This is a genomic window from Kibdelosporangium banguiense (assembly GCF_017876405.1).
GTDB lineage: Bacteria > Actinomycetota > Actinomycetes > Mycobacteriales > Pseudonocardiaceae > Kibdelosporangium > Kibdelosporangium banguiense.
The window spans coordinates 6,693,686-6,708,467 of record NZ_JAGINW010000001.1; the positions used below are offsets into that span (position 1 = coordinate 6,693,686).

9 protein-coding genes are annotated in these 14,782 nt (G+C 66.4%); 6 read left to right on the top strand and 3 right to left on the bottom strand.

The window, feature by feature from the left end; all coding sequences use genetic code 11:
• Positions 1-6: 6 nt before the first annotated feature.
• The 3 genes from JOF56_RS31195 to JOF56_RS31205 all read right to left on the bottom strand — a co-directional run bounded on the left by JOF56_RS31195 (position 7) and on the right by JOF56_RS31205 (position 6,273).
• The gene (locus tag JOF56_RS31195; protein ID WP_209643037.1) at positions 7-3,936 is read right to left on the bottom strand and encodes a CHAT domain-containing protein; all 3,930 of its coding nucleotides are present in this window, start codon (positions 3,934-3,936) and stop codon (positions 7-9) included.
• 109 nt (positions 3,937-4,045) lie between these two features.
• Positions 4,046-5,134 (bottom strand): transcription termination factor Rho, short form, encoded by a 1,089-nt coding sequence (locus JOF56_RS31200; RefSeq protein WP_209643038.1) that lies wholly within the window; start codon positions 5,132-5,134, stop codon positions 4,046-4,048.
• 200 nt (positions 5,135-5,334) lie between these two features.
• On the bottom strand, positions 5,335-6,273 hold the full coding sequence (locus tag JOF56_RS31205; RefSeq protein WP_209643039.1) for a LysR family transcriptional regulator: 939 nt from the start codon (positions 6,271-6,273) through the stop codon (positions 5,335-5,337).
• Between the two features lie 216 nt (positions 6,274-6,489).
• Between JOF56_RS31205 and dnaE the strand changes: the two genes are divergently transcribed.
• From dnaE to JOF56_RS31235, 6 genes are all read left to right on the top strand, one after another.
• Complete coding sequence (gene dnaE, locus JOF56_RS31210) at positions 6,490-9,957, top strand: DNA polymerase III subunit alpha (RefSeq protein ID WP_245380284.1); 3,468 nt, start codon at positions 6,490-6,492, stop codon at positions 9,955-9,957.
• Between the two features lie 155 nt (positions 9,958-10,112).
• A complete protein-coding gene (locus JOF56_RS31215) occupies positions 10,113-11,270 on the top strand; it encodes a L,D-transpeptidase (RefSeq protein WP_209643041.1) in 1,158 nt (385 codons plus the stop codon).
• Positions 11,243-11,491, top strand: a complete 249-nt coding sequence (locus JOF56_RS31220; protein WP_209643042.1) for a hypothetical protein — start codon at positions 11,243-11,245, stop codon at positions 11,489-11,491. Before JOF56_RS31215 ends, JOF56_RS31220 begins: the two co-directional genes overlap by 28 nt.
• A 206-nt stretch (positions 11,492-11,697) precedes the next feature.
• The gene (locus tag JOF56_RS31225) at positions 11,698-12,141 is read left to right on the top strand and encodes a hypothetical protein (protein WP_209643043.1); all 444 of its coding nucleotides are present in this window, start codon (positions 11,698-11,700) and stop codon (positions 12,139-12,141) included.
• Positions 12,142-12,452: 311 nt separating this feature from the next.
• Positions 12,453-13,172, top strand: a complete 720-nt coding sequence (locus JOF56_RS31230) for a hypothetical protein (RefSeq protein ID WP_209643044.1) — start codon at positions 12,453-12,455, stop codon at positions 13,170-13,172.
• Positions 13,173-13,203: 31 nt separating this feature from the next.
• On the top strand, positions 13,204-14,628 hold the full coding sequence (locus tag JOF56_RS31235; protein ID WP_209643045.1) for an ATP-binding cassette domain-containing protein: 1,425 nt from the start codon (positions 13,204-13,206) through the stop codon (positions 14,626-14,628).
• Positions 14,629-14,782: the final 154 nt, after the last annotated feature.

Below are 14,782 nucleotides of genomic sequence, written 5' to 3' on the forward strand. Positions count from 1 at the left end.
GGCCTCTCAGCGCCAGTCGCCCATGTAGTAGAACGCACCCCAGTCGCGGTACTGGGGATGGGCGGCTCGGGTCCGTTTCTGTGCCGCGGCGAAGGCGGTCAGCTTCGAACTGCCGTCGTGCAGCATCTCGTAGAGCGTAGTGAAGAAGTCGCGTGAGGTCTGGCTTTCCACGGGCCACAGCGTGCCGACGACCGCCTCGGCGCCGCGCAGCAGCAGGTGGGCGGGGATGCCGCGCAGGTTGTCGGCCGCGTCGAACCGGCCGAGCGCGGTCTCACACGCCGACAGCGTGACCAGTTCGAGGCCTTGCAGGTCCAGTCGGAGCAACTCGTGCGCGCTGACCCGCTCGTCGGCGACGTACAGGCTCTGGAACGCAGGCGCGGCAACATTATGGACTCCGTGGGTGGCGATGTGGAACAGTCGCGCGCCCGCCAACGCTTCGAAGACAGCGTTTTCGGTGGCGTCGGCGTCGATCAGGGCCTGCGATCCGAACTTGGCCGCGACCGCCTCGGCTTCCTCGACTGCCTCGGGAATGGGGTCGAGCGAGCCGTCGGCGAACCCGAGGCCGACGGCGACCATGCCCGTTTTCCCGCTTGGTGGCGGTGACATCAGACGTTCCAGCAACGCGAGATTCGGCATGTAGGTGACCGTCCACGCCTCGGCGAGCGGACGGCCGTCGAGGTGGAGCAGGTGCAGTGGCGCGAAATGCAGCGGGCCATGGGGAACGATCACCAGGTGACGCCGTCCGGCCGCGTACTCCTCGCGCAGCAGGTCCGCGACGGGACCGTACAGCGCCAGGCACTCGTCGAGCGCGTCCTCGCCGGATCGTGCGATCACCCGGAACGGACCGGGCTCGGCCTGGACCTCCTGCCGCAGGTCGAACACCGCGCCGGCCAGCCGGTCGAACGTGCGGACGCGGTTGTCGATGTGCAGCTCCAGCCGTTGACCAGCGGTGCCCGCATCGAGGATCTCGTTGGGTACCAAGGCGATCCGGTCCTTCGAGATCATCAGGGTCACGAGCGACCGGCCGCCACCGGGGGTGTGGGTGAGGTGACTGAACAGCAGAACCGTGTCAGCCGGCAACAGATCGCAAGTCGTGGCGAGATCCAGCAACCGGAGCGAGGGTGTGGCGCTGCCGGTCAGTGCGCACTGCACCAGGGCGTCGAACGTGCGCTCGAGATTTTCCCGCTGTGCGGCGGCTGTGACCGTGCCGACGTCGTCCAGTCGTTCGGAGTACGGCGTGACCAAGGTGACCGCGTCGAGGTCCGCGTTGGGGTCGTCCTCGGCTTGCCCGATGAGGTCGAGCAGCCTTGCCGCGTCCTCGTCGCTCCGGGCGTCGAATGAAATCCCGGAACGCAGCGCGTCGACGAATCTGGCGCCCTTGGCCAGTTGCATGCACGCGAACACCTCTTCGGCCTTGGCCTCCCAGGCCGAGGCACCGATCACCTGGGACCAGATGGTCTGCAGGACATCCGTGGCCGCCGCCCCGATCATGTTCTCGGCCACGACCGCGATCTGAGCCAGGGTGTCGGCCGCGGCCTGGGCGAGCCCCTTGCCGTCGACCTCCGCGACGAACCGCGCTATCAGGGTCAGCGACTCCATCGCGGCGTCCGGTGTGGACATTGTGAGGTACAGACTGCATGCGGTTGCCTGCGTTCTCAACGCGTGCGCTGAGTCGCCTCGTTCGAACGCACGGATCGACGCGCGTGCGAGCAAACCGGCCGTCAGGTAGCCCAGTACGTCCTCATTATCCTCCACAAAGGACGGAAAGAGCCGGGACATGCTGCTCATGGCGTCGAACCACTCGGCTTCGGCGGCCGCGGAGCCGGCCGACTCGTGCCCGAGGCGGAAATACGTGATCAACGCCGGCGCGGCCCGGTCGGCCGGCCAGTTCCCCGCGGTGATCCGGCCGAGCAGCGCGTCGAGGGACTCCTGCGGGACGAGATTCTCGTCGAGAAGAAGGTCACGGGTGTTCATCAACAGGTCCTGGTGGATCAGGAGCACCTGAAACCGGTCCCGCTCGGCCAGGCCGCGCACGAAGTCCCGGGACTCGGCGAACAGACGCCTGCCACGAGCCCGGTCCCCACCGGCGAGGACCTGACCGGCGCAGACGAGTACCGCGTGCGCCGCCTCCCGGCCGGACCGTTCGGCGATCTCCTCGATCGGGTACGTGAGCAACCGGTCGAGCGCTGCCTCGTCGGGCACCTGCCCGGTACCCAGCTGCATGATCAAGGCGTTGGCCAGCAACTGCGGATAGCTGTCCACGTCTTCGGCCGACGCCACCCGGGCCGCGATGTCCGCCAGTTCGGCGTGGTCGATCTCCTGGCCGAGGATGGTCCGGGCTCGCTTGATGTTGAGCATCAGGCTGCGCAGGTGGGTCTGCTGAACGGGCACAGCCAGGTCCATGGCCCGGTTCACGTAGTCCTCACTGATGTCCACGACTTCGGCGAAAGCCGGCATCCGGGTCGTGACGCCCTCGTCGACCTCGACCGGGTCGAGAGTCTCCTCCTCCAGCCGTGCGATCCACCGGCGCATGTCGGCCACGTAGTTCTCACTCGTGCGGCCCGCTGAATACGGTTCGAAATACAGTGCTGCCAAGGCCAGCATGGTCTCGGCTTCGAAGCGCTCCGATCCCGGTTTTCCCTCGTAGGACGCCAGTACCCGGCGTCCGGCGTCGGCGGCGCTGTGCAGCACCCGCCCGTCAGGCAGGTTGATCAGCACCTGCCTGGCCACGAACAGCCACCTGAACCGGGCCATGGTCACCATGCCCCGGCCTTCGCCGCAATCGGGCACCCGCTCCACGGCCGCCAGCAGCAGGAGGTGCAACCGGGCCGCCCGGCGCCACTGGCCTTCACCCAGCAACGTCATCGAGGCTTCCGCCAAGGCGTGTACATAAGGGACAGACAACATGCGGACCATGTCAGGCGAACGCGCGTACGCCAGGGCGTCGGCCATGCTGATCGAAACGTCCACCGCACCGAGCAAGGACTCGATCGGCCCGGGCCCCAGTGGGTAGTTACCGGGATTCTTGTGCAGGTAGTCGAGTGCGGCCAGCAACTGGCCCAGACCACGGCCGATGCGGGCGCTGTCCTCCTCGCCCTGCGCCCCGAAGATCAGTCCGTCGCGTGCCGCGGCGAACATCGTGAGCGCGGCCCGCGACAGCAACACCGGACGGGCCTCGATCATCTGGAACAACGCTGCAGGTTCGGCGTCCGCCACCTCGCGCACCATGTCCAGACACGACTCGAAGTCGACCACAAGGGACGTTACGAGCTGTTCCCGCGGCAACGGCCACTTCGGCGCGGCTTCGTCCGCCGGGCCAGGTGGATCGTCCTGGTCGAGCTTGGCCAGGACCTGCTCGACCGCGGGCCGGACCAGCTCCTCGAGCCGTGCTCTTGACGCGGCTGCTTCTTCGTTCCGGTCGAGTCGTTGCAACAGCTCCAGTTCCAGCCGCATCGCGTAACGCACCCGGGCCAGGAGCCGCGGATCGGCGCTGTGGCCGAAAAGATCACGGAACTTGCCGACCAGCGGCGGGATCCGGTCGGCGGCGGCATCTTCGGGTCCCTCCTGCGTCACCATCGTGATGTGGTTGTACAGCGCCAAAGCAACCCAGAATCCTACGTCAGGATCCTGGGATGACTCGAAGTCTGACACTACCGAGCGATATCCGTCACCGGCCTCCGCGAACTTGTTCTCAAGCCGAAGCAGCGCAGCCCGGTTGTAGCCCAGCGCGGCCGCGTTCCCTGCGAGAGCCGCAATCCCCGAGCACATCGCCAGCAGCTTGTCGAGCATGGCCAAGCCCTGCCGCGAATCCTGCCGTGCCAACGCGATTGCCTGATCGGTCAACGAGGACAAGGTCTCCGCGGCCTCGGCCACGGGCGCGTCACTCGCTGTCATCGCTTGCCGGAACGCCTCGACGTCCGTGTCACTCAGCTGCACAACGCGCCTCCCTAGGCTTCTTGCCCAGGTAGTCGGTGAACAGCGCCCGCGTGCTACCTGCCGGCGTCACTCCGGGATCTCGTGCTCCATGTATGGCGTGGTCACGCCCCTATTGCTTGACCGCGCCGAGCAGCTCGGCGTTGGTGCTGGTCTTGCGCAGGCTGTCGAGCAGGAGCTCGGTGGGGGATTCGCGGCGGGTGAGGGCCGCGCGCAGTGAGCGTGTGGCCGCCCGTTCGCTCGGGGACAGCAGGAGTTCTTCCTTGCGGGTGCCGGATTGGGAGATGTCGATGGCTGGGTAGACGCGTTTGTTGGCGATCTTGCGGTCCAGCCGGAGCTCGGCGTTGCCTGCGCCCTTGTACTCCTCGAAGATCAGGGAATCGCCGAGGGAACCAGTGTCCACAAGGGCCGTGGCGAAGATCGTGAGCGAGCCGCCGTTCTCGATGTTGCGGGCCGCGCCGAGGAATCGTTTCGGCGGAAGCAGAGCAGTGGAGTCCACGCCACCGGACAGCACACGTCCCGACGTGGGCGCGGCCAGGTTGTAGGCGCGGCCCAGGCGGGTCAGGGAATCCAGCAGGACCACTACGTCCCGGCCGGTCTCGACCAAGCGCTTGGCTCGTTCGATGGCCAGTTCGGCGAGGGCGATGTGCTCGTTGGGCGGGCGGTCGAACGTGGCGGCGATGACCTCGGCGGGCACGGCACGAGCCAGATCGGTGACCTCCTCCGGGCGTTCGCCGACCAGGACGAGCATCAGGTGGCATTCCGGGTGATTCTTGCTGATTGCGCGGGCGATTGCTTGCAGTACAGAGGTTTTGCCCGCCTTGGGCGGCGCGGCGATCAGTGCGCGTTGGCCTTTGCCGACCGGCATGACCAGGTCGATCACGCGCGTGGTCAGCTCGTGCGGCTCGGTCTCCAGCCGCAGGCGTTCGTTGGGATAGAGGGGAACCAGCTCGGTGAACGCGGGCCGGGCGTGGCCGGGCCGTTGCCCGTTGACGCTGTCGACCTGCACAATCTGGCTTTTGGTGGCAATTGCGGCGACGGTGTCGCCCCGGCGCAGCCCGAGTTTGCGGACCATCGCCATCGGGACGTTGATGTCGCCTGGCCCGGGTAGATAGCCATCGGCCCGGATCATGGCGCGGTTGTCCACAATGTCCAGGATGCCGGTGACCGGTGGGCCTTCGGTTGTTGTGGTGCTGTTCATGGGTTTTCCTTAGATTGGTGGGTGTGCGGAACCGAGCGGGCACGTGCCTGCGCTCGCCGCTGAAGTAGATCCTGGTTGTGCCGCAGTACGTTCAGCAGAACTGTGTCCGGCAAAACCGGGGAACTCCTGTGGGGGCCTTCGCCTACATCCACAAGGGGAAGATGACGCCAGGATAGCGACCCGCTGCCCGCGGCGCAACATCACCCGATGCGTGTCACATCGGCCCGCGCCAGCCACACGTCCCCACGACCGGGCGCCCGGTAGTTCTGCCGGACGTAGGAGACCAGCTTGGGCAAGGCCGGATGCGGGTTCGGCCGATGCCACAGCAACGAGCACAGATAACAGGGCGTGGGCCGTTGGACGGGGATTCGTACCACGCCGGGGTACTGCGGCAGCCGCGTCAGCTCGCCGACGAATCCGAGCAGGTGCGGCGACTCGGCGAAGCGGCGCACGAAGTGCTCGTAGCCGAAGTCCGGGCCGCTGGTGTCGATGCGGACCGAGAACTCCGCGGCGATCGAGTCGTAGAAGTCGGCCCATTCGCTGCCTTGGGCGTTGCCCGGCATCCACACCGTGCAACCGGACAGCTCCGGCATCGTCACACTCGACCGCTTCGCCAGCGGGTGCCCAGGGCCGACCATGACCTGCAGCGGCTCCAGGTAGGCCGGGACGGCGGCGATCCCGTCCTGGTCCAGCGGGCCGATCGCCCTGACGAACGCCGCGTCCACCGTGCCCGCCTTCAGCGCCCCACGCGCGGCCCTGAGCCCGATCGACGTGACGATTTCGAGCTCGATATCGCTCGCCGTGCTGTGGAATTCTCGTACCAATTCAGTCGACGCGAGTCTTGTGTCGAGTACGTCGATCCGTAATGGCAGGCGCCGTCCGCGCAGCATTTCCACGGTCTTTTCGGCCGTCGCCAGAAGATTGCGCGCATACGGCAGAAAAGCCGCGCCGTCTTGGGACAGTCTCGTTCCGGAGGCCTGCCTTGACAGCAGGAGAACGCCGAATTCCGATTCCAGCTTGGCGACCCGTTTGGACACCGCCTGCTGGGTGATGCCCAGCTGAGCGGCGGCGTCACCGAAGTGCTGGTTGTCCGCCACGGCAACGAAGGCACGCACCGCCGCCAGGTCGAGATCGCCCATCGGTACACCTGCCTTCTGTTCAACGCTGGTGGCTCGGAGATATTCCCCTGTGCCGGAACTCTATCGCCGTCGGCTCACAACCGCTGGTTGTGGGACAAGCGTGTCGGTTGTTTGACCGTCCCCCGGGTGCTCGGCTCGAATGTCGGCACCGCTGATTCTCTGGAGGGGGCCGGTTTGTCCTCGTTCGTTCATCTGCATGTGCACACTGAGTACTCGATGCTCGACGGCGCGGCGAAGATCACGCCGTTGTTCGGCGAGGCGGCCCGGCTCGGGATGACCGCGGTCGGGATGACCGATCACGGCACCATGTCCGGCGCGGACGAGTTCTACCAGGTGGCCGGCCGGACCGGGATCAAGCCGGTCATCGGCATCGAGGCGTACCTGGCACCGGGCAGCCGGTTTCACAAGCAACCCGTGTTCTGGGGCAAATCCGGTCAGTCTGGCCAGTCCGACGTGTCCGGCGGCGGTGCGTACACGCACATGACCATGCTCGCGCGCAACGCCACGGGCCTGCGGAACCTGTTCAAGCTGTCCTCACTGGCGAGTATGGAGGGCTACTACCGCAAACCCCGGATGGATCGCGAGCTGATCGCCGGGCACGCCGACGGCATCATCGCCACCACCGGCTGCCCGTCCGGCGAGGTGCAGACCCGGCTCAGGCTGGGGCAGCACGCCGAGGCGTTGCGGGCTGCCGCGGACTACCGGGACATCTTCGGCCGCGAGAACTTCTTCGTGGAGCTGATGGACCACGGTCTGGCGATCGAGAAGGTCGTCCGGGACGGCCTGCTCGAGATCGGGGCCGAGCTCGGCCTGCGGCCGTTGGCCACGAACGACTCGCACTACGTCCGCAAAGAACAGGCCGAAGCGCACGCCGCTTTGCTGTGCGTGCAGTCCGGCAAGACTCTCGGCGATCCATCTCGCTTCAAGTTCGACGGCGACGGCTACTACCTGAAGTCGGCCGAGGAGATGCGGTCCTATTGGGACAATCAGGTACCGGGTGCCGCCGACAGTACGCTCCTGATCGCCGAGCGGGTCGAGTCCTACGCCGAGGTGTGGGAACACCGCGACCGGATGCCGGTTTACGAGCCGCCGGAGGGACACGACGTGCAGTCGTGGTTCCGTGCGGAGGTCATGCGCGGCCTGGAACGCCGACTGCCCGGCGGAGTGCCCGAGCAGTATGTGAGCCGGGCCGAGTTCGAGATCGATGTCATTGTGCAGAAAGGATTCCCGGCCTACTTCCTGATCACCGCCGACCTGATGGACCACGCGCGGTCGGTCGGCATCAGGGTCGGGCCGGGACGCGGGTCGGCGGCCGGGTCGTTGGTGGCGTACGCGATGGGCATCACGAATCTGGACCCGATCGAGCACGGCCTGCTGTTCGAGCGGTTCCTCAACCCCGAGCGTATGTCCATGCCCGACATCGACATGGACTTCGACGACCGGCGCCGTGGCGAGATGGTGCGCTACGCCACGGAGAAGTACGGCGCCGACCGGATCGCCCAGGTGATCACCTTCGGCAAGATCAAGACCAAGGCGGCCGTCAAGGATGCCGCCCGTGTCCATTTCGGACAAGCCGGGTACGCCATCGCGGATCGTATCTCCAAAGCGCTGCCGCCGCCGGTCGCGGCCAAGGACATCCCGCTGTCGGGCATCACCGACCCGGAACACGAGCGTTATCCGGAGGCCGCCGAGGTACGTTCGCTCATCGAGACCGACCGGGACGTCGCCACGATCTTCGAGACGGCGCGCGGCCTGGAAGGCCTGATCCGCAACGCCGGAGTGCACGCCTGCGCGGTCATCATGTCGTCCGAACCCCTGGCGGATGTCATCCCGTTGTGGCGCCGCGACGACGGAGCCATGATCACCGCCTGGGACTATCCTTCCTGCGAGGCCATCGGTCTGCTCAAAATGGACTTCCTCGGTCTGCGCAACCTGACCGTCATCGGCGACGCGATCGACAACATCCAGGCAAACCGTGGCGAGACAGTCGATCTCGAGGCGCTGGAGACCAACGACCCTGCCACGTACGAGCTGTTGTCTCGTGGTGACAGTCTTGGTGTGTTCCAGCTCGACGGTGGCGCGATGCGGGACCTGCTGCGGCGGATGCGTCCCACGGGTTTCGAGGACATCGTCGCGGTCAATGCCTTGTACCGCCCGGGTCCGATGGCGATGAACACGCACAACAACTACGCCGACCGCAAGAACTCCAGGCAGCCGATCGAGCCGATTCACCCGGAGCTGGCCGGGCCGTTGCGCGAAATCCTCGCCGAGACCCATGGCCTGGTGGTCTACCAGGAACAGATCATGCAGATCGCGCAACGGGTGGCTGGCTTCTCGATGGGGCGAGCGGACGTGCTGCGCCGGGCGATGGGCAAGAAGAAGAAAGAGGTGCTGGAGAAGGAGTTCGAGGGTTTCCAGGCGGGCATGCGGTCGAACGGTTTCACCGATGAGGCCGTGCATGCGTTGTGGGACACCATTCTGCCGTTCGCCGGGTATGCGTTCAACAAGTCGCACGCGGCCGGATACGCGCTGGTCGGTTACTGGACCGCGTACCTGAAGGCCAACTACCCGGCCGAATACATGGCGGCCCTGCTGACCTCGGTGTCGGACAACAAGGACAAGTCCGCGGTCTATCTGGCCGAGTGCCGTCAGCTGGGCATCAAGGTCATGCCACCGGATGTGAACGAGTCCTCGCTGCGGTTCGCCGCGGTCGGCGACGACATTCGCTTCGGTCTCGGCGCGGTGCGTAACGTCGGCGCCAACGTGGTCGAGTCGATCGCCTCGACCCGCGCCGGGAAAGGGAAATACGCCTCGTTCGACGACTTCATGGCGAAGTCGGAACTGGTGTGCTGCAACAAACGCGTCCTGGAATCCCTGATCAAGGCCGGCGCTTTCGATTCGTTCGGGCACGCTCGCAAAGCACTCTTCGACGTCCACGAACAAGCCGTGGACGCGGTCGCCGACCTCAAACGCCGGCGGGCTCAAGGCCAGTTCGACCTGTTCGGCGCTGCCGAGGAGTCCTCACCGCTGGCGCACCTGAGTTTTGCCGCCGAGGAATGGCCCCGCAAGCACCTGCTCAGCCTGGAACGGGAAATGCTGGGCCTGTATGTGTCCGGCCACCCCCTCGACGGCACGCAACACATCCTGCGCGGGCACGCCCCGAAACCGATCGCGACCCTGCTGGCCGACCCGCCGACCCAAGGCGAGGTCACCATCGCGGGAATGATCTCGTCGCTGGAACGCCGGGTGAACAAGAAAGGCGAAAACTGGGCCATCGCCACGGTGGAGGATCTCGACGCCGCGCTCGAAGTGCTCTTCTTCCCCAAGACCTACGGCCTTCTCGCCACTGAACTTCTCCAGGACACGGTCGTGGCGGTCAGCGGCCGGATCAACTGGCGTGAGGACAAGATGTCGGTGTTCGGCTCATCCGTGACGCCCCTGGACGTGGCCGGCACGGAACAGAACCCGCCGTTGATCCTGGAAATGGATGCCAAGAGCGTCGACCACAACACAGTGGCGGAGCTGCGCTCCACATTGCGGGCCCACCACGGACCCACTCCCGTGCAGATCGTCGTATGCCACGGCCAACGACGTACCCCACTCGCGGTCGACGACTACCCGGTGACTGTCAGATCGGCCTTGTTCGGGGAGCTCCGGTCGATCCGAGGCGTCCGAGTGACGTAGGGACGGTATGACACCAAGCTGTCGGTCCGGTATGCAGCTTGATGCCATGTGACGGGCGCCATAGTTCTGCACTTTCCGGGGGCTTGGTGCGTCGTTAGGGCGGAAGATTCGAGATCCGGAGGTTTGCAGTGCGGGCAGGACGACAAAAAATCACGATGGCACTCCTGCTCGCGAGTGTCCTGGCGATCACCGGCTGCAGCGGCGAGAACGAGGGCGCGGCGCCGGCGGGCAAGGCCGACAGCAAGAGCAACGGCAGCACCGCGTCCGCGCCCGCGGCGAAGATCGTGGCGGACCCCGCGGTGGACGCCAAGGATGTCCCGGTGTTACAGCCGGTCAAGATCAGTGTGTCGGACGGGAAGCTCACCGAGGTGGTCGTCAACGACCCCGAGGGCAAGCCGGTGGCCGGTGACACCACCGCCGACAAGCTGAGCTGGGCCAACAGCCAGCGGCTGGACTACGGCAAGACCTATACCTATGCCGCGAAGGCGATGGGCGCCGACAACAAGCCGGCCGAACTCAAGGGCTCCTTCAGCACCGTGAAGCCGGCCAAGACGATCCGCGCCACGGTGAACCCGGCCGACGGCCAGACGGTCGGGGTGGGCATGCCGATCAGCGTGAACTTCCCGGACGACGCGCCCAAGGACCGGGCCGCGGCCGAGAAGGCGTTGAAGATCGAGACCACGCCGCAGGTCGAGGGCAGCTGGGCGTGGGTTTCGGCCAACAAGGCGGACTGGCGGCCAAAGGAGTACTGGCCGGCCGGCACCAAGGTCAAGGTGTCGGCCAGTCTCTACGGCGTGAACTACGGCAACGGTTACGGCCGCGCCGATGTGACCAGCGAGTTCAGCATCGGCCGCAAACAGGTGCTCAAGGTCAACACCCCGGATCACTCGCTCAAGGTCTACCGCAACGGCGCGCTCACCGCGACGTACCCGTCGAGCAACGGCAAGGACTCCAACCCGGACCTCAACACCCCCAACGGCACCCTGATCGTGATGAGCAAGGAGCCGGTCGGCGACTTCTCCAACCCGGCCTACGGCTACACGAACGTCAAGAAGAAGTGGGCGATGCGGATCTCCAACCACGGTGAGTATCTGCACGAGAACGAGGAGAACGCGGCCAACATCGGCAAGGCGAACACCTCGCACGGCTGCGTCAATCTGTTCGAGAAGGACGCCAAGGCGCTGTTCGACACCACGCTCATCGGTGACCCCGTCGAGGTGACCGGCTCCAAGGTCGCCATGCCCACCACGTCCGAGGTCAACGACTGGCTCTTTTCGTGGGAGAAGTGGACCGGCATGTCCGCGCTCAAGTAACGCCTGGTCAGGGCCGGGACGTCGCGGCCGCCACGGCTGCCACCGCTGTCAAGGCGTTCATCGATTTCCTGAGCGAACAGGCGAGCGCGACGACCGCCCTGACCGCCATGGCCACCGACAACAGCAAGTTCCCGGACGGCCAGTGGCCTGACCCGGCCACGAGCACCTTCAACGACGGCTCCGTCACCGACGGCGACGGTGACTGGTCGCTCAACGCCTGACCCAGAGGCCGCACCTCCCGTCGATCACGTCGCCGCAAAACTCGGACACTGTGTCTTGACAAGATGTCTGATGGCGACGGATGGTGTGCGCACGGATGTCGTGCGAGTTGACGGGTGGTGCGGGAATGGGACTGGGCGCATTGGTTCTGCTGGACCTTGTCATGCGGTCGCGGGGGCTGTTTCAGGGAAACGCGGCGCGCAACGCGATGCGGCCGATCGCGCAGCGGCTTGAGCCGGTGCGTCCGCGGCCGCTGGCGCACAACGGGGATTCCGGCCGGGGCATCGACAACAGTTTTCCGTGGTACCACGTGTATTTCACGGTGGATCTCACGCCGGAGCTGGAACAGGCCGTGCTGAACGCGGCGGCGGCTGAAGGCTTTCAGCTGCGGGTCGACCAGGAACACATCAACGGCATGCTCGGTCTGCCCGGGCCCGGCGGCCACAATTGCAGCCACCGCGGTGAGTTCAATTCGACGTCGAGCTATCTGATCGCGGAAAGTAAAGGCCGGTCAATGCGGGCGCGGATCACCCGCGACGGTCAGGAGCGGGTGTTCGCCTATGGGCGTGGTGTCGACTGGGATCAGCGGTGCACGCCACCCGCAGGCAAGGCCATTCTGTCGCTGAGTTTGTCGCTGCCTTCGATCCGCTGATCTCACTGTATGTGTTTACGTTAACATGTCGATGTCGATCAAGATCGGCATCCAGGCTCGCCGTCGACGATGATGGAGGTTCGGGCGATGAACGCCGTCTCGGTCCAGCCATTCGCCGCCGGATGGCGAATACGCCCAGTTCAAACGGCCAATGTGGACAACTGACCGGCGCTTGCCGCAGGCAGGCGATAGGCCATAAGTGATCATGCTGCGGCCGAATGATCTATTGACTGTCCACGCTGAGCCGAATACCCCTTCTTCTGGTAGCCGGAGAGGAGCACGAGGGTGGTTGACCTTTGGAGGAGAACCACATGTGGCGCAAGGCGAACAAGGCGGTCGCCGGTATCGCGGTCCTGGTGGCGGCTGTCCCGCTGGCCATGATCGCCGCCGAGGCGGACGGCCGGGGCGGCGACGTCATCCGTGTTCCGCCGGTCGGCGATGCCGCGCCACCTGGTGTGCCGGTGACAGATGTCGCCGCGGTCGGCACGGATCCAGGTGTGCAAGGACAGTCACCGTCCACATCGGCGGATTCGCCGGTCGCCGGTCAGGCGGCCCCCGGGCGGACGACACCGGGCCAGGCAAGCGCGGGCCAGGCAAGCGCGGGTCAGCTTCCGCGGGAGAAATCGGTGACCGGGCCGCCTGCCCAGGGCACAACCCAGTCCCGGACCTCGAATGCTCAGCCGCCTGCCCAGCCGCCCGCCCCGAATCCTCCGCCACCGCCCGGCCCCGCCCCGAGCGGCGGCCCGCGGATCGTGTGCCCGGACCCGCGGCCCGCGATCCCCTTTGTCCCGGCGGGAGCGCAGGCCGAAGTGGCCATGGAGCTGAGATATCTCGACGCCCAGCTCACCGAGGCCAATCGGCGCCTGGTGGAGGCGCAGGGCACCAGCGATCCCAACTTCGTCCGCAACGCGATCCTCGGTCCGTTGACGAGCAGGCGCGTGGCGTCGCTCGACCGGATCGCGATCGCCATCGGCAGGTTCGGCCCGCGTCCGACAGGCCTGGACAGGTTCGCGCAGTGCGACCTGAGGTGACGAGATCACACAGATGTGAGGGTGGCTGACGTTGGTCAGGACCGTGTCGTTGACCAAGCGGCTTGCGGGAAGCGTTGTCCTTGATTCGGTGGACTTCGAGGCGCGGCCTGGTGAGGTGATGGCGATCGCCGGTGCCGGCGGTGCCGGCAAGTCCACCCTGTGCCGGATCCTTGCCGGACTGGTGCGCCCGGACGCCGGGCAGGTCCTGAGTGATCATCAAGTGCGGCTTCTGGACGGTGAGCCGGTGCTCGTGGACGGTCTGTCCGTCGCCGAGAACGTCTGGCTCGGCGCGGAGCCGCGAAACCGGCTGGGGCTGCTGGACCGGGCCGAGATGCACCGCCGCACAGCGCAAGTGCTGGCACAGCTGGGCATCGAGCTCGACCCGGCGACCGCGGTCAGCAGGCTCGGCCCGGGGTCGCAGCGCGTCACGCAGCTCGCGCGGATGGTGGCGTCCGGCGTCGAGGTGATCGTGCTGGACGATCCCGTGGCGGCGATGAACACCAAGCAGTCGGATCTTGTGCTTGGCGCGGTCCGCAAGCTGGCATCGGCAGGCAAGACGGTGATCTATGCCGGCCAGCGCGTCTGCGAACTGTCGAAAGTGGCCGACCGTGTCACTGTGCTGCGATGTGGAAGCGCTTTGGGACCGTTCCACGCGCGCGGTGTCGACTCCCAGGACCTCGCGGCGATGGTGTTCGGGCACGAGGCCGTCCCCACGGTTCCCGAGCCCCGCAGGCAGGTCGCCGATGTGCTGGAGGTACGCGATCTGGCCACGATCGAGGGATCGATCCAGGACATCTCCTTCGGAGTCGGCGCGGGTGAGGTCGTGGCTCTGGTCGGCGGCGAGTCGGCGGATGTCCTGCGGGCCATCACCGGCAGCGTGGGCGCGCGGTCGGGGCAGATCCTCATCCACGGTGAGCGCAAGAGCTTCCGGCGCCCGAGTGAGGCCACGCGGGCCGGAATCGGCTACATCGCGGGAAACCTGGACGCCTCGGGACTGCTGCCGAACTACTCCGCCGGCGCGAACGTGGCGGTCGCTGAACCGATTCACAACTGGCACAGCCGCTCCAAGGTCCGGCGAGTGCTGGGGTCGGTGGAAAAACTGCTGAACATCGGCGTATCCGACATCCGGCGCCCGGTCGGCGAGATGCCGGCCACGCAGCAGCGCAGGATCGCGTTCGCCCGGTCGCTGGTGGCCGAGTCGGAGATCCTGCTGCTGGCCGACCCGCTCAAGGGCATTCCCGGCCACGCGCATCCGGAGATCCTGCGGATCATCCGGGCACTGGCGAAAGCGGGTGTGGCGGTCGTCGTGGGATGCGGTGTGGTGACCGACGCACTGGCGATGGCCGACCGGATCGTGCTGTTGCGCTTCGGCCGGATGGTCTGCGACGTGCCGGTCCGCGGACTGTCTACACAGGACATCATCAGGATGTCCGCGGGCGCGCGGCCGGGCCGTTGACGCCGGAGCGGCTCAATCCGCTCGCTCCGGCTGGTCCAACATGGATGATCCATTCGGTGGCATACCGCGAGAAAGGTTGCTATTTCAGGTAATTCTCCCTATCGTCGCGTGGACTGGTGGATGGGTCCGGTAGCGGTCGACAGCGATATGGGTT